General features: G+C 70.0%; 10 protein-coding genes and 4 pseudogenes. 9 read left to right on the forward strand and 5 right to left on the reverse strand.

Going from position 1 to position 15742, the window contains the following annotated elements:
* Nucleotides 1–68 precede the first annotated feature (68 nt).
* Nucleotides 69–353, forward strand: a complete 285-nt coding sequence (locus AB0I83_RS00060) for a hypothetical protein (RefSeq protein ID WP_363303000.1) — start codon at nucleotides 69–71, stop codon at nucleotides 351–353.
* Between the two features lie 584 nt (nucleotides 354–937).
* On the opposite strand, the gene aztA is transcribed toward AB0I83_RS00060, so the two are convergent.
* A complete protein-coding gene (gene aztA / locus AB0I83_RS00065; RefSeq protein ID WP_363303001.1) occupies nucleotides 938–1681 on the reverse strand; it encodes a zinc ABC transporter ATP-binding protein AztA in 744 nt (247 codons plus the stop codon).
* A gap of 15 nt (nucleotides 1682–1696) precedes the next feature.
* On the opposite strand from aztA, the gene aztB reads away from it, so the two are divergent.
* The 4 genes from aztB (at nucleotide 1697) to aztD (ending at nucleotide 6083) form a co-directional block, all read left to right on the forward strand.
* Nucleotides 1697–2560 (forward strand): zinc ABC transporter permease AztB, encoded by an 864-nt coding sequence (gene aztB, locus AB0I83_RS00070; protein WP_363303002.1) that lies wholly within the window; start codon nucleotides 1697–1699, stop codon nucleotides 2558–2560.
* Between the two features lie 21 nt (nucleotides 2561–2581).
* On the forward strand, nucleotides 2582–3817 hold the full coding sequence (locus tag AB0I83_RS00075) for a hypothetical protein (RefSeq protein WP_363303003.1): 1236 nt from the start codon (nucleotides 2582–2584) through the stop codon (nucleotides 3815–3817).
* Nucleotides 3814–4794 (forward strand): zinc ABC transporter substrate-binding protein AztC, encoded by a 981-nt coding sequence (aztC, locus tag AB0I83_RS00080; protein WP_363303004.1) that lies wholly within the window; start codon nucleotides 3814–3816, stop codon nucleotides 4792–4794. The genes AB0I83_RS00075 and aztC overlap by 4 nt, the downstream gene beginning before the upstream one ends.
* An 89-nt stretch (nucleotides 4795–4883) precedes the next feature.
* Nucleotides 4884–6083, forward strand: coding sequence for a zinc metallochaperone AztD (gene aztD / locus AB0I83_RS00085; RefSeq protein WP_363303005.1), 1200 nt, complete (start codon nucleotides 4884–4886; stop codon nucleotides 6081–6083).
* Between the two features lie 288 nt (nucleotides 6084–6371).
* Here aztD and AB0I83_RS00090 read toward each other — a convergent pair.
* Both AB0I83_RS00090 and AB0I83_RS00095 read right to left on the reverse strand, forming a co-directional pair.
* A pseudogene (locus AB0I83_RS00090) lies at nucleotides 6372–6953 on the reverse strand (IS630 family transposase); the annotation flags it as partial.
* Between the two features lie 943 nt (nucleotides 6954–7896).
* Nucleotides 7897–7992 (reverse strand): annotated as a pseudogene (locus tag AB0I83_RS00095) (hypothetical protein); the annotation flags it as partial.
* Between the two features lie 59 nt (nucleotides 7993–8051).
* On the opposite strand from AB0I83_RS00095, the pseudogene AB0I83_RS00100 reads away from it, so the two are divergent.
* Nucleotides 8052–9054: pseudogene (locus AB0I83_RS00100) on the forward strand (YncE family protein); the annotation flags it as partial.
* Between the two features lie 78 nt (nucleotides 9055–9132).
* Nucleotides 9133–9257, forward strand: a pseudogene (locus AB0I83_RS00105) (RICIN domain-containing protein); the annotation flags it as partial.
* A 73-nt stretch (nucleotides 9258–9330) separates the two neighbouring features.
* Here AB0I83_RS00105 and AB0I83_RS00110 read toward each other — a convergent pair.
* Nucleotides 9331–10065, reverse strand: coding sequence for a FadR/GntR family transcriptional regulator (locus AB0I83_RS00110; RefSeq protein WP_363303006.1), 735 nt, complete (start codon nucleotides 10063–10065; stop codon nucleotides 9331–9333).
* A 105-nt stretch (nucleotides 10066–10170) separates the two neighbouring features.
* Between AB0I83_RS00110 and AB0I83_RS00115 the strand changes: the two genes are divergently transcribed.
* Entirely contained in the window at nucleotides 10171–11907 is a 1737-nt protein-coding gene (locus AB0I83_RS00115; RefSeq protein ID WP_363303007.1) for an IlvD/Edd family dehydratase, read from the forward strand.
* 67 nt (nucleotides 11908–11974) lie between these two features.
* Complete coding sequence (locus AB0I83_RS00120; RefSeq protein ID WP_356843907.1) at nucleotides 11975–13162, forward strand: fumarylacetoacetate hydrolase family protein; 1188 nt, start codon at nucleotides 11975–11977, stop codon at nucleotides 13160–13162.
* Between the two features lie 90 nt (nucleotides 13163–13252).
* On the opposite strand, the gene AB0I83_RS00125 is transcribed toward AB0I83_RS00120, so the two are convergent.
* On the reverse strand, nucleotides 13253–15625 hold the full coding sequence (locus AB0I83_RS00125; protein WP_363303008.1) for a glycoside hydrolase family 3 N-terminal domain-containing protein: 2373 nt from the start codon (nucleotides 15623–15625) through the stop codon (nucleotides 13253–13255).
* Between the last annotated feature and the right edge of the window lie 117 nt (nucleotides 15626–15742).

The following is a 15742-nucleotide window of genomic DNA, read 5'->3' on the forward strand; positions in this document are numbered from 1 at the left end:
GTCCACCGGGGCGGGCAGCCACCGCCGCTGCGCACGGCAGCCTGGATGGAACCGAGCGTCGTGCACGTGTGGACGGTGGTGCCGACGAGGGGTCGGTGGTCGTCGTCGATGTCCTTGACGAGCTGCTGGAGGCTCGCGTCGGTATCGCCCCGGACGTGGCACTTCTCGTTCAGGACGGTGCCGTCGTCGGGTGGAGCCCGACCGACCCGGCCCGGTACGTGACCGCCGGGTTCGGTCCCCCGACCCGACCCGACCCGACCCGACCCGACCCGACCCGACCCGACCCGTCGACCCGGGTGCTGCTCACCGCGTGCATGGACCTCGTCACCACGGAGGAAAGCCATCTGACCTGACCGGTCCGCGAGTGTGTACACGTCTGCCCCGCCGCTGATCGTCATCGACGCGTACAGGAGTCGGCGGGCGTGCATCGGACCTCGGCGGCCGTTCCACACTGATCCGCGACTGCTCCGGACGCGGCACCTACGAGTGGGCGGCCTGGCCCGCCCGGTGCGGTGCGGCAGGTGGTCGTCATGCTTGGTTCGGGACGACCACCACCGAGCAGATTCACCAGGCTGTCCTGAAATTCCCCGGCTCCGCCTGAAGCCACCGTTGAACCGGCGGCCCCCGGCCCACTGGCTCCTCACGTGACGGGCAGGCGTCCTCGACGGTGAGGCGGGCCCGGGTGTTCTGTGCGAGCCGGCGATGTTCAGTGGTCGGCGAAGTTCCAGAACCCCGGTTGAGGTTGCACTCGGTCAGTTCCTCAGCGCGCCCGATGTCCGGGAAGGCGGAGGAACTGCCGATCTTCAGCCAGACCTTCGAGTCCTTGAACTCCTCCGGGCCCGGGTGCCGAAGCCCTGGACCAGTCGTGCGGGTCGAACACCTTGGCCTTACGCACCGCTCGGCCCTGCCGGCATGGCCGTCGCGGTTGCGTGGCTCCTCAGAGCGTTTGCCAGATCCGCGTCAGTGACGACGTGGTGAGGACCTGGTCCGGACGCCCCTGCCCCGTGAGGCGGCCGTCCTGGAGCAGGAGACAGGCGTCCGCCGCGTGCGCCACCTCAAGGTCGTGTGTGGCCTGGACGATCGTCACCCCGTCTGCGACGAGCGCCGTCAGCAGCGACCCGATCCGGCCCCTCGCCTCCGGGTCCAGTCCGGTGGTCGGCTCGTCGAGGAGCAGTAGGTCCGACTCCTGAGCCAGACCCTGGGCGATGAGCGCGCGTTGCCGCTGCCCGCCGGAGAGTTCGCCCAGTTGGCGTGGGGCGAGGTCGCCGATGCCGAGCCGGTCGAGCATCGCGTCCACGGTCGCGTGGTCCTGTGCGGTCAGCCGCCGCCACGGACCGCGCTCGCCCCAGCGTCCCATCTCCACGGTCTGCCGGACGGTGAGCGGAAGAGTGTCGCCCACTGCTCCGCGCTGCGGTACGAAGGCGGGCGGCCGCGCACCGGTGCGGAGGAGGTCGCCGGATGTCGGCTTGATCACACCGGCGAGCACGCCGAGCAGGGTCGACTTGCCGCTGCCGTTCGGGCCGACGAGCGCCGTCATGGTCAACTCGGTTATTTCACCCCTGACTTGATGGAGCACCGGTCGTCCTGGATAGCCGGCGCACAGCTCCGAGAAGCGGAGGGAGGTGGATTGGTCGAGGAGGGGGGCGGTTGAGGGGGGCGGTGTATTGAACATGATTTTCATTGTAGTGTCCGGGGCATGGAATGGTTGACGGTCCCGTTCGAGGTGACCTTCGTGCAGCGCGCCCTGTGGGGCGGGATGCTGGTATCCGCCATCTGTGCGCTGGCGGGCACCTGGGTGGTGCTGAGGGGGATGGCATTCCTCGGTGACGCCATGTCCCACGGGCTGCTGCCGGGGGTCGCGGTCGCCGCGCTCCTCGGGGGCAATCTGATGGTGGGCGCTGTGGTCAGCGCCGCCGTCATGACAGCAGGCGTCACCGCGCTGGGCCGTACGCCCCGGCTGTCGCAGGACACCGGCATCGGGCTGCTGTTCGTCGGCATGCTCTCGCTCGGCGTGATCATCGTGTCGCGCTCGCAGTCCTTCGCGGTCGACCTGACCGGATTCCTCTTCGGTGACGTCCTCGCCGTCAGGCGGCAAGATCTCCTTGTGCTCGCGGCGGCGTTGCTCGCGGCGATGGCGGTGTCGGTCCTCGGTCACCGCGCCTTCCTGGCCCTCGCGTTCGACTCGCGCAAGGCCCACACCCTGGGGCTGCGGCCGCGCCTTGCCCACGCTGCGCTCCTCGGCCTGCTCGGCCTGGCGATCGTCGCCTCGTTCCACATCGTGGGAACGCTGCTCGTCCTCGGCCTGCTCATCGCACCGCCGGCGGCCGCTCTGCCCTGGGCTCGCTCCGTGCGCGGAGTCATGCTGCTCGCCGCACTGCTCGGCACCTCGGCCACGTTCGGCGGCCTGCTGCTGTCCTGGCACCTGAGCACCGCCGCCGGCGCGACTGTCGCGGCCCTCGCGGTGAGCCTGTTCTTCGTCTCCCATGTCCTGTCCGGCCTGCGTGACCGGCGTACGCGCCAGGTCCACTCCCCGGCGGCACCCCTACTCGAAGCCAACTGAAAGAAGCCAGAGGCGATCATCATGACCGTCCGCAGAAACGTCACTCCGTGGGCATCGGCCGCACTGGTGCTCACCGCGCTGTTCACCACGAGTTGCGCGGGGGAGGAGCCCAGCGCCGGACGACCCGAGGCGAAAACCCCGTCCGCCACTCGGCACGGGTACGTCGAGGGAGCGAAGGAGGCTGCTGAGCAGCAGTCCCGGCTCCTCCTGAACGACCCCGACAGCGGGAACACCGGAGTCCTCGACCTCGTCACCGGCAAGGTGCACAGGACCGCCGAGGTGAGGGGTGCCGTTCGACTGGGCATGGACGGCAGGTTCGGCTACCTCCATGGGCCCGCCGGCACCCATGTGCTCGACAGCGGCGCATGGATGGTGGACCACGGCGACCACGTCCACTACTACAGTGCGCCGACGCGGGACGTGGGTGAGATCCCTGCCGGCAGCCAAGCGCAGATACGCAGTGATGTCGCCGTCACCGCGGTGACCGACGAGAACGGCCGCACCGTCCTCTACGACCGCAGCAAGATGGAGAAGGGGCGGATCGCGACTTCTCGGACGCTGGGCGGCACTTACGCCGGTGCGGTCGTGCCGTACGAGGAACACCTGCTCGCCTTCGCGAACAAGGGCGGCACCACGGAACTCGTCGTCCTCGACCGCAAGGGCGAACGCGTGGCTTCCCCGGACGTGACGTGCGAAGCCCCCCAGGGAGACGCCGACACCCGGCGCGGCGTGATTCTCGGCTGTGCCGACGGCGCTCTGCTCGTGCGTGCGCAGGACGGTGCCTTCACTGCCGAGAAGATCCCGTACGGAGAGCACGTCCCGGAGCAGGAACGCGCCACCGCCTTCCGCCATCGTCCCGGCAGCGACACCCTCACCGCCCCGGCCGGAGCCGATGCCGTCTGGGTCCTGGACGTCCCCGAGCGGACCTGGAGGCGGGTGGATACCGGGCCCGTCGTCGCGGTCAACACGGCCGGTGAGGGCTCCCCGCTGCTCGTTCTGGAGACCGACGGCTCCGTACACGGCTACGACATCGCGACCGGAAAGCAGACCGCACGGACCAAGCCGCTGCTGACAGCGGGGAAACGGGACCACTCCGACGGCAACGCCCCCGTCATCGAGGTCGACCGCAGCCGCGCCTACGTCAACGACCCCGAGGGCAAGAAGGTATTCGAGATCGACTACAACGACGGCCTTCGCATCGCGCGCTCCTTCGGCCTGGACGTCAAGCCGGTCCTCATGGTGGAGGCCGGTCGATGAGCCGAACCGCGGCGAAGCGTCGCGCGAGGGCGGGCAGCGCTCGACCGCGACACCTGATCGCAGGTCTGCTCGCCATCGCGACAGCTGTGACCGCCACCGCGTGCACCGCCACCGAGGACGACCGGCCCAGCATCGTCGTCACGACCAACATCCTCGGCGACGTCACCCGCGAGATGGTTGGCGACGAGGCCGACGTCACCGTCCTGATGAAGCCCAACGCCGACCCGCACTCCTTCGGACTGTCTGCGGTGCAGGCCGCCGAACTGGAACATGCCGATCTGGTCGTCTACAACGGCCTGGGCCTGGAGGAGGACGTCCTGCGGCACGTGGAGGCCGCCCGCGAGTCCGGTGTCGCCACCTTCGCCGCCGGTGAGGCGGCCGATCCGCTCACCTTCCGCACCGCCGACGACGGCGGCCCCGAGGGCGAGGAAGGGCAGCCCGACCCTCACTTCTGGACCGACCCCGACCGGATGCACAAGGTCGCCGGCCTGATAGCCGACCAGGTCATCGAGCACGTCGACAGCGTGGACCCCGGCACCATACGGGCCAACACCGACCGCTACGTGAAGCAACTCACCGACCTCACCGACTGGATGCAGAAGTCCTTCGGCCGAGTCCCCCCGGACCACCGGGCCCTGGTCACCAACCACCACGTCTTCGGCTACCTCGCCGACCGATTCGGGTTCCAGGTGATCGGCGCGGTCATCCCCAGCGGATCCACCCTGGCCTCACCCAGTTCCTCGGACCTGCGCTCCCTCACCGAGGCCATGGAGGGAGCAGGGGTACGCACGGTCTTCGCCGACTCCTCCCAGCCCAAACGGCTCGCCGAGGTACTGCGAACGGAAATGGGCGGCGGGGTCCGTGTCGTCGAACTCCACTCGGAGTCGCTGACCGCCAAGGGTGCGGGCGCCGACACCTACCTGCGGATGATGCGCGTCAACACCACCGCCATGGTCACCGGCCTGACCGGCGACTGACCCCCCGAGCCTCCGGCACCCCCGCCCATCGGGCGCCGACTCGTCGTACCCCCACGCCGCCACCGCGCGGTGCAGAAAGGAACAGACCCATGAACAAGTCGATACGCGGCAGAGCCCTCACAGGCAGCGCGCTGGCCCTGGCCACCGCCACGGTCCTGACCGCCTGCGGCGGAGAGACCTCCTCCGCCGACACCAAGTCCGACGGAGCCGCGCGCACCACGCCCGCGGTGGCGGTCAAGGAGCCGCTGGTAGCCACCTTCGACGGCGGCCTCTACATCCTCGACGGCGAAAGCCTGAAGCTCGCCAAGACCATCGACCTGCCCGGCTTCAACCGGGTCAACCCCGCAGGTGACAAGGACCATGTCATGGTCTCCACCGACAGCGGATTCCGCGTCCTCGACGCCACCGACCAGGCACTCACCGACATCGAGTACAAGGGCGCCAAACCCGGCCACGTAGTCCGCCACGCCGCGAAGACCGTGCTTTTCACCGACGGCACCGGAGAGGTCAATGTCTTCGACCCCACCGCACTGGGCGGAGGCAAGAAGCCGACAGGGCGCACCTACACCTCCGCCGAGCCGCACCACGGTGTCGCCATCGAACTGGCCGACGGCAAACTCGTGAGCACCCTGGGTACCGAGGAGAAGCGCACCGGCGCGCTGGTGCTGGACCGGAACGGCAAGGAGATCGCGCGCAGCGAGGACTGCCCCGGTGTCCACGGCGAAGCCGCCGCGAAGAACGAAGCCGTCGGCGTCGGCTGCGAGGACGGCATCCTCATCTACAAGGACGGCACGTTCACCAAGATCGATTCCCCCGACGACTACGGCCGCATCGGCAACCAGGCCGGCAGCGACGCTTCGCCCGTTCTGCTGGGCGACTACAAGACCGACCCCGACGCCGAGCTGGAACGCCCCACCCGCGTCTCCCTCATCGACACCGAGAAGAAGAAGCTGCGCCTGGTGGACCTGGGCACCAGCTACTCCTTCCGCTCACTGGCCCGCGGCCCGCACGGTGAGGCCTTGGTCCTCGGAACCGACGGCGCCATCCACGTCATCGCCCCGGACACCGGCAAGATAGAGAAGAAGATCCCCGTCGTGGGCGACTGGCAGGAGCCGCTGGACTGGCAGCAGGCCAGACCCACCTTGTTCGTGCGCGGGCACGTCGCGTACGTCTCCGAACCCGGGAAGAAGGCGCTGCACGCCATCGACGTGGAGACGGGGAAGAAGATCACCTCGGTCACCCTGCCGAAGAGCACCAACGAGCTGTCGGGCGTCGTCGCCGGACACTGACCAACCTGAAAGCGCGAGGCTGAGCCTCTCAGGGCTGGCTCCCGGAGCGCAGTCGGGTGCTCAGGGAGAGGTGCTGAGGCCGCGGTCAAGCGCGCTGTCATGGGTGCGTGTGCCCTCGCTGCCACGGCGTCGAGCCGTGGCGGCGAGGACGCAGGCGCGGTCCGCTCATATGACGCTCGAATCGGAAGCCTTGACCGCCCGTGACTTTCTCCGGCTGGCGTCCTGTGGACCGGACCATCGGCAGAAGGCAAGGTCTTCCGGGTGGGCGTCCCGCTGCACCGATATTGATCAGAAACTTATGGGGTTCTTGTCCAGGACGTAGCGGACGTGCGGGCCGCCGAAGTAGCCGCGGACGATGTGTGGCTGACGCTGGCGTCTGTGGAAGAACCTTCGGGATTCGGCGGCGAGTTCGGCCTGGTTCCTGGCCCGGTGGGTGTGGGGCAGGCTGCGTTTCAGGTCGGCGTTGACCAGTTCGTCGGGGTTCAGTTCGGGTGAGTACGAGGGTAGGAAGTGCAGCTCAATCTGGTTCTGATGGTCGGCGAGCCAGGCCCGGACGGTTTTCGAGCGGTGGGCCGAGTGCCGGTCGACGATCAGGTGGACCTTGTGGTCGAAGTGCCCGACGAGCCGGTCCAGGAAGCGGCACATCACCTTCGCGTCGAACGACTCGGTGAAGACCATGAAGTGCTTCCGGCCACGGGTGCTGATCGCGGACATCGCGTTCACGGAGAACCGGTTCCCGGTCCGGCGGACGATGCGGGTGGAGCCTTTGGCGCCCCAGGTGCGGCCGGTGACCTGGTCCGAGCGCGTACCGACCTGGTCGACGAAGAGAACCTCGGCGTTCTCCGCCTTCGCCCCGGCCCGGATCGCCGGTCAGGGACAAGGGGCATGAGGTGCCCGTGGGGGTTGCAGATGGAACAGGCTCGGGTCTTCGGGGGTTCGGCCGCTGGGGTCGGTGAGCAGGGTGGGCTGGTTGTCGGCGTAGGCGTACGGGGACACATAGGGGGGCGAGGTGCTTCGGGTTGCCGGGTCGGTGCTGGTGAAGCGCCCGGTGGCCGGGGGTGCATTGGCGGGCGTGGAGGTGGAGGGTGCCGGTGCTGCTGGTGACGTCGAGCGGGGAGCCCTGGGTGTCGTGGTGGTAGTAGAAGACGGCACCTGCACCGGTTTTGGTGGCTGCGGGCTGGCCGAGGGGGTCGTAGCGGTAGGACTGTTTGACGGTCCAGGCGCTGTCGTACTCGGTGGCGAGGATCGGCAGGGGTGCGTTGGGGTCCCACTGGGTGCGGCTGGTGACCGCGCCGTCCTTGAGGGTGGCGACCTGGTTGCCGCTGGCGTCGTGGTCGTAGGTGTAGTTGGTACCCGCGTCGGTGGCGGCGGAGATCTGTCCGGCCAGGTCGTAGGTGAAGGTGTTGGCGTCGGCCTTGGTCTGGTTGCCTTCCGCGTCGTAGTCGTATGCGGTGGTGGTGGTCCCGGTGGTGGTGGTCCCGGTGGTGGTGGAGGTGAGCTGGTCGGCGTCGTCGTAGGTGTAGCTGGTGGACGTGGTGCCGAGGGTGGAGGTCAGGCGGTTGCCGACCTTGTCGTAGGTGTAGGACGTGGTGCGGGTCGGTGCGCAGCCGGTGACCCAGGGCTGGGGGTAGCAGCCGGAGGTGAGGCGGCCCGCGGTGTCGTAGGTCTGGTCGTAGCCGCCGGTGCCGACTCCGGCGCGGGTGACGTCGACGCGGGTGGGCAGGCCGGTCGCCGAGAGGGTCAGGGCGGTCTTGGTGACTGTCGTGCCCGCCTTGGCGGAGGTGACGGCGGTGACGCGGCCCGCCCGGTCGTAGGTGCGTTCCTCGGTCTCCGTGTTGGGCAGTGCCGTCTTGGTGAGGTTGCCCGCCGGGTCCGAGGTGTAGGTCGTGGTGGCGCCGTCGGCCGTCATCGTGGCGGTGCGGCCGTCGTTGTCGTAGGTGTAGCCGATGGTGTTGCTGTCGGAGCGACTCGGCGGAGCGCAGGGAGGTGTTCTTCGTCGGGAACAACTGGGAGGGCACTGCCGACGTCATCAACTCCCGACATGTACACCACGAAAGACGGCAAGTCCGTCGTCGCCTCCCGGCCGAGTTTCGCCGATGTGGTCTCCATCGACGTGGAGAGCGGGAAGGTCAACTGGCGCTTCCCGGTGTCCGCTCCGACCACATGGTGGTCTCTCCCGACGGCACCCAGGTCGCCGTCTCCTCCCTTCATCTCCACCACCGTGCACGTTCTGGACATGGCGACGGGCGAGGAGGCAGGCAACTTCAAGACGGGGGACAAGCCGCACGAGAACGTGTACACCGACGGCGGCAAGTACCTCTGGAACATGGCCATCGGTGAGGTCGACACCAACATGGACGCGCCCTGGCAGGACTTCACCAAGGGCGACCGCCGTATCACCGTCGCCGACGCGAAGACCTTCCAGGTCAAGAAGATCATCGACATGCGCGAGGGGCTCGACGCCTTCGGCCGCAAAGACCTGCCCGACGCGCTGCGCCCCGTGGCCTTCACACCTGACGAGTCGAAGATGTACTTCCAGGTCTCCTTCTTCAACGGTTTCGTCGAGTACGACGTGCTCAACGACAGGATCACCCGGGTGAAGACGCTGCCGGAGAATCCGGACACCAGCGACGACCGCACCACCTACGTCAACGACTCCCGCCATCACGGCATGTCCATGAGCCCCCGGGGCGACAAGCTCTGCATCGCCGGAACCATGGACGACTACTTCACCGTCGTGAACCGGGAGACGCTGCAGGTGGGCCCGCTCGTCGCCGCCTCCAAGCCGTACTGGGCCACCGTCAGCGGGGACGGCAAGCACTGCGTGGTGTCCGAGAGCGGCACCGACCAGGTGACGGCCATCGACTTCGCCACCGGCAGGAAGGTCATCTCGATCCCCGTCGGCGACCACCCGCAGCGGGTCCGCCCCGGACACGTCCCCACGGACTGGACCGGCCCTGCCGCCGGCTGAGACGCACCGGACCCCGAACCTCACCCCACTTCCACGCGAACCCGCCGCATCGGACCCGACGGTAATGACGCACGGAAGTCCGACGGCGGGGTCGTGGTCGTCGCATCCGGGCTGTGCCTGGAGGTCGTGGGCGCCGCTACGGCCAACGGCACCGCGGTGCGGCCGGGGACGTTCAACGGCGGCAGCGGCAGCGATGGTGCGGACGCGGCGGCGTCGGCCGCTCCGGTCCTTGCCCGTTGATTCGCGGCGGGGGCGCGCCTGTGACGGCATGCGGCGTCAATCGGCGTCTGCGGGTGACTGGGCGATCTCCTGTTCCGCGGCTTCGATGATGGCCAGTACTGCGGCCGCCGCAGCCGCGCCATCGCGGGCCTCGACCGCTTGGACGATGGCGCGGTGACCCGGCAGCGAGGCGTCTACGGCTCCCGGGGTCCGGGTGCTGACGAGGAAGCTGTGTTCCAGCGCGATGTCGACGGCACGGCCCAGTGAGCCGAGGAGACGGTTGCCGCCGGCGTCGAGCAGGGCCCGGTGGAAGGCGATGTCGGCCTCGACGTAGCCGCGGCGGCCGGGTTTCGACGCCGCGGCCTCCATGGCCGCCAGGGAGTCGTACAGGGCTCGTAGGTCGTCGGGGCCGGCCCGGTAGGCGGCGAGCCGGGCCGCCGCGGGTTCGACGATCCGGCGCAGTTCACCCGTGTCGCGCAGAAGGGCCGCGGAGTCCTCGGCCTGCTTCCAGCGCAGCACGTCACGGTCCAGGTGGTTCCAGTGCTCCGGAGGCAGCACGCGCGTGCCCGTGCGCGGGCGTACGTGCAGCATTCCCTTGGCCACCAGCGCCTTGACCGCTTCCCGCAGCACCCCCCGGCTGACGCCGGTCTCCGCCGCGAGCGCGTCCTCCACCGGCAACGGGTCCCCCGGCTTCCATGCGCCGGCCACGATGCGCCGCCCGAGTTCGTCGACCACGTGTTGATGCATGGTCAGGAACTTCACCACGATCTCTGCCCACCCCCTGGACGCCAATCATCGAATCATTTAATGATTGTCTTCCAGGGTACGGCCTCCGGGCCCGCACCCCACAACGCCCCACCGCGAAGCGGACGACGCCGGAGCCACGGGAGTGCCCACATGACCGACGTGCAGAAGACGAGCCGCCGCAGCCAGGCATGGTTCGGCGCCCAGGGCCGCAGCGGGATGCTGTACCGCTCCTGGATGCGCAACCAGGGCCTCGGGCACGAGGTGTTCGACGGGCGTCCCGTCATCGGCGTTGCGACCAGCGCCTCCGAGCTGGCCCCGTGCAACGCCCACCTGACGCAGGTCGCCGAAGCCGTCAAGCGTGGTGTGTGGCAGGCGGGCGGCCTGCCGCTCGTGTTCCCCACCATGGCCACCGGCGAGACCCTCATGCGCCCCACCGCCATGCTCTACCGCAACCTCATGGCCATGGAGGTCGAGGAGCTGATCCGGGCCAATCCGCTCGACGGTGTCGTGCTGCTGTCCGGCTGCGACAAGACGACCCCCGCCATGCTCATGGGCGCTGCCAGCGTCGACCTGCCCGCCGTCATGGTGACCGGCGGGCCGATGCTCAACGGCAAGTACCGGGGCCAGGACGTGGGTTCGGGCACCCACGTCTGGAAGTTCGAGGAAGACCTGAAGACCGGCAGGATGACCGAGGAGGAGTGCTTCTTCGCGGAAGGGTGCATGGCCCGTTCCCACGGGCACTGCATGACGATGGGGACCGCCTCGACCATGGCCTGCATGGCCGAGGCGCTCGGCATGCAGCTGCCGGGCTCGGCGGCCTGGCCCGCGGTCGACTCCCGGCGGATGGAGATCGCACAGGCGGCGGGGCAGCGCATCGTAGGGATGGTCGAGGAGGAGCTGCGCCCCTCGCAGATCCTGACCAGGGAGGCGTTCGAGAACGCCATCCGAGTCAACGCGGCCATCGGCGGTTCCACGAACGCCCTCATCCATCTCACCGCCATCGCCGGACGGGTCGGCGTCGAGTTGCCGCTCCAGGACTTCGACGCCCTGGTTCGCGCGGTGCCGACCCTGGTCAACCTGATGCCCAGCGGCAAGTACCTCATGGAGGACTTCTGCTACGCGGGCGGCCTGCCGGCCGTCCTGGCCGAGCTGCTCAGCGGCGAGCTGCTGCACGGCGGACAGATCACGGTCAGCGGACGCACCGTCGCCGAGAACACGGTGGGCACCGAGCGCGTCGGCTCCGACGTCATTACCGCCCTCGACGCCCCCTTCCAGCCGGCTGGCACCGGTATCGCCGTCCTCCGCGGCAACCTCTGCCCCGACGGCGCTGTGATCAAGCAGTCCGCCGCGTCACCCCACCTGCTCACCCACCGCGGCCCCGCGCGCGTCTTCGACTCGCCCGAGGCCTATCACGAGGTGGCCGACGACCCGGACCTGGACATCGACGAGAACACCGTCATCGTCATCCGCAACGCCGGCCCCAAGGGTTACCCCGGCATGCCCGAGGTCTCCAACGTCCCGCTGCCCGCCAAGCTGCTGAAGGCCGGCGTCAAGGACATGGTGCGCGTCTGCGACGGCCGGATGAGCGGCACCGGGTACGGGACCGTGGTCCTGCACGTTGCGCCCGAGGCCGCCGTCGGCGGACCTCTCGCCCTGGTACGCGACGGGGACCCCGTCGTCCTCGACGTCCCGAACCGCTCCCTGCGGCTGGACGTGGACGACGCCGAGCTCACGCGACGCCGGCAGGCATGGAGGGCACCGGCTGAGCGGCACGCCAGCGGCTACGCCTGGCTCTACACCCAGAACGTGGAACAGGCCGACCGCGGCGCCGACTTCGGTTTCCTGCGCGGAAGCCGCGGACACGAGGTCCCCCGCGACTCCCACTGAGTCCGGCCCGGTCCCCACCGCCCGACCTCGCCGGCCGCACCCCCTCGACACCAGGAGAGCATCGATCGTGGAATCGGCAGCAGCGCGCCCTCGTCCGGTCCTCACACCCGGCTCCGTCCTGCCCGTGGACGCCGACCGGGCCGCCCTCGTCGCACGCGTCCAGGACCCGGAAGAGGGCGGGCCGTGTGTGGCCGCGGTCCGAGGCGAGCAGGTCGTCGACCTGACGGCCCTCGCACCCACCGTCTGTGACCTCATGGAACGCGACGACGCGGTGGCGGTCGTCCGCGAGGCCGACGGCGGACGTGTCTGGCGCCTGGACGAACTGCTGGAGGCACCGGTCGGCCGCCCCGACGTCCCGCATCTGCTCACGCCCGTCGACCTGCAGGTGATCAAGGCCGCGGGCGTCACCTTCGCCCGGAGCCTGCTGGAACGCGTCATCGAGGAGCGCGCGGGTGGCGATCCGGCGCAGGCCGCGCGGGTACGGGCCCGCGTCGGGCAGGCGGTGGGCGGCACGCTCGACGGCATCCGTCCCGGATCGCCGGAAGCGGACAGGGCGAAGGAACTGCTCGTCTCCGAAGGGCTGTGGTCGCAGTACCTGGAGGTCGGCATCGGACCGGACCCTGAAGTGTTCACCAAGGCCCCGGTGCTGTCCGCGGTCGGCACGGGCGCCGACATCGGGGTGCTCGGCGCCTCGGTGTGGAACAACCCCGAGCCCGAGGTCGTCCTCGTCATGGACTCGCGCGGCCGGGTGCGCGGTGCGACGGTCGGCAACGACGTCAACCTCCGCGACATCGAGGGACGCAGCGCCCTGCTGCTGTCCCGTGCCAAGGACAACAACGCCTCCTGCGCGATCGGCCCGTTCGTCCGCCTCTTCGACGAGGACTTCGACCTCGACACCGTACGCGGGCTCGACATCGACCTGCGGATCGACGGCACGGACGGCTACGTACTGCACGGCAGCAGTTCCATGCGCGAGATCAGCCGCGACGTCCTGGACCTGGTGGCCGCCACGCACGGTCCGCACCATCAATACCCGGACGGATTCGTGCTGTTCACCGGAACGCTGTTCGCCCCCACCGAGGACCGGCAGGCACCCGGCGCGGGCTTCACCCACGAGTACGGCGACATCGTGCGGATCTCCAGCCCGCGACTCGGCGCTCTGGTGAACACCGTCGTCCCCAGCGAGCAGGCCGCGCCGTGGACGTTCGGCGTACGCGCGCTGATGCGCAACCTCGCCGGGCGCGGCGTGCTGTAGGGCGACGAAAACCCCTACGGTCGCATGCCTGGCCCGGGGCCTCGTGTGCGCAGCGCCGCCGCTGCCGCGACGTACGCTGCGCACGCCGACTCACGTCCGGGCGGCGGGCTCCTGCTTGATCGCGGCGTGCAGGCGCCGCGTGTGGTCCAGGTGGCGCTCGGCTCCGGTCAGCGTGACCCGGGCCGACAGGCGCGGATCCGCGCTGGAGGCGGCCAGCCGCACTTCAAGCTCGCCCGGCTCGACGACGCGACGACCATCGCGTCCGGTGAACGAGGCGAGGTCGGCCGGGACCGTGGCGCGAAGGAGCCGGGCCTCGCCCGGCTCCAGATCGACCCGGGCGTAACCGATGAGGCGCTGCACCGGCTGGACGACGGAGGCGACCGGGTCGTGCAGATAGAGCTGGACGACCTCGGTTCCGGACCGCCCGCCCGTGTTGCGGACGGTGAAGGTGAGGGTGAACTCGCCGTCCGTCGCCGCCTCCTGGACGTCCACGCCCAGGTCCGTCCAGTCGAACCGTGTGTAGGACAGGCCGTGGCCGAAGGCGAACGCGGGCGTCGGGTCGATGCTGGACACCTTGCTGGCGTGAGCGAGCCGCGCCCCCAGGTACGTGGCCGGCTGGGCCCCCGGCCCGCGCGGCACACTGACCGGAAGACGTCCGGAGGGGTTGATCCGGCCGCTGAGCACCCCGGCGATCGCGTGCGTGCCTTCCTCACCCGGGAAGAAGGACTGCACGATCGCGGCGGACTCCTCCACGGCGCGGCCGAGGGCGTACGGCCGTCCGGCGAGCAGCACGGTGACGACGGGTGTCTCCAGGTCGAGCAGGGTGTCGAGCAGGTGCTGCTGCGCCCCGGGCAGCGCCAGCGTCTCGACGTCGCATCCCTCGCCGCTGGTGCCCTGCCCGAAGAGCCCGGCGCGGTCGCCGAGCACCACCACGGCGACGTCGGCCTCGCGTGCCGCCCGTGCGGCCTCGCGGAAGCCGGAGCGATCTCCGTCGTCGACTCCGGTGCCGCGGACGACCGTGATCTCGGCGTCGGGGAACTCGGCGGCCAGGGTGTCGCGCAGGGTGGGCAGCTCGATGCCGAGGGGGGTCCCGGGGTGACGGACGCCAATGTGCTGGGGGAAGGAGTAGCAGCCCAGTACGGCTGCGGGCTCGTCGGCGTTGTGGCCGAGCAGGGCGATGCGGCGGGGCCTGTCGAGCGGCAGGGTGCCGTCGTTGCTCAGCAGCACGACCGCTTCCTCGGCGACCGTGCGGGCCAGCGCGCGGTTGTCCGGACCGTCCAGGTCGATCCGGCCGCGCAGGGCCGCCGGGTCCTCCGGATCCGCCCCGTCGAGTGCGGCCGGCAGAGGGTTCCAGTCCGGGTCTAGCAGGCCGAGCATCGCCTTCTGGGTGAGGACCCGGCGCAGTGCGCGATCGACCAGGGCCTCCGGTACGAGGCCGTCGGTGACGGCCTCGGTCAAGGGCGTGCCGTACGCCTTGACGTTGGGCAGTTCGATGTCGATGCCCGCCCGCAGCGCCGCGCCGGCGGCGCCGCCCCAGTCGCCCGCGACGCCGTGCAGGGTCTTCAGGAAGGCGATCGCGAAGTAGTCGGCGACGACGGTTCCGTCGAAGCCCCACGTGTCGCGCAGCAGTCCGGTGAGCAGGTCCTCGTCGGCTGCGGAGGGCATGCCGTCGGTGTCGGTGTAGGCGTTCATCACCGACCGGGCACCGCCCTCGCGGATCGCCATCTCGAAGGGGGGCAGCAGGACGTCGGCACGCTCTCGCGGGCCCACGGAGGAGGGCGCGAGGTTGCGGCCGGCGCGAGAGGCCGAGTAGCCGGCGAAGTGCTTGAGGGTGGCGACGATGCCGGCCGACTCGAGGCCCTGCACGTATGCCGTCCCGATGGTGCCTACGAGGTACGGGTCCTCGCCGATGGTCTCCTCGACCCGTCCCCAGCGGGCGTCGCGCACCACGTCCAGCACGGGCGCGAGCCCCTGGTGGACGCCGACGGCACGCATGTCGCGGCCGATGGCGGCGGCCATGCGCCGCACCGTGTCCGGATCGAAGGTGGCGCCCCAGGAGAGGGGAACGGGGTAGGCCGTCGCCCCCCAGGCGGCGAAGCCGGCCAGGCACTCGTCATGGGCGAGAGCAGGAATGCCGAACCGGTTCGTCGCGGCGATGCGGGTCTGGGTGCGGGCCAGGGAGAGCGCACCCAGGGCGGGATCGACCGGGACCGTGCCGAAGGGCCGGGTCAGCTGGCCGAGTCCGGTCGGCAGGAGCGCTTCGAGATCGACGGCCGCCTCCTGCATGTCGTGCTGGTGGGGGGCCACTTCACCGCCCTGGTCGGAGGCGCCCACCCACACTCCGTACAGCTGGGCGGTCTTCTCCTGAAGGGTCATCGCAGCGATCAGGGCGTCGACTCGGGCGGTGACGGGAACGGTGGGGTCGTTCCAGAGGGGTATGTGGGGAGTCTTCTCTACAGCCACGTGGGTGTTCACTTTCCTCTCACGCCCGCCGGGCCCCCGACCGGGGCACGACGGGCGAACAGGTGGGCGAGCAGGATTTGGGACGGAGCGGATTGCGTCCGGGTTCCGGACGTCTCG

The organism is Streptomyces sp. NPDC049970, from assembly GCF_040660235.1.
Classification (GTDB): Bacteria; Actinomycetota; Actinomycetes; order Streptomycetales; family Streptomycetaceae; genus Streptomyces.

What these genes read in the sequence shown, in the direction of transcription:
- aztA (WP_363303001.1), bottom strand. Translation starts at nt 1,681, where the DNA reads ATGAAAATCATGTTCAATACACCGCCCCCCTCAACCGCCCCCCTCCTC.
- aztB (WP_363303002.1), top strand. Translation starts at nt 1,697, where the DNA reads ATGGAATGGTTGACGGTCCCGTTCGAGGTGACCTTCGTGCAGCGCGCC.
- AB0I83_RS00075 (WP_363303003.1), top strand. Translation starts at nt 2,582, where the DNA reads ATGACCGTCCGCAGAAACGTCACTCCGTGGGCATCGGCCGCACTGGTG.
- aztC (WP_363303004.1), top strand. Translation starts at nt 3,814, where the DNA reads ATGAGCCGAACCGCGGCGAAGCGTCGCGCGAGGGCGGGCAGCGCTCGA.
- aztD (WP_363303005.1), top strand. Translation starts at nt 4,884, where the DNA reads ATGAACAAGTCGATACGCGGCAGAGCCCTCACAGGCAGCGCGCTGGCC.
- AB0I83_RS00115 (WP_363303007.1), top strand. Translation starts at nt 10,171, where the DNA reads ATGACCGACGTGCAGAAGACGAGCCGCCGCAGCCAGGCATGGTTCGGC.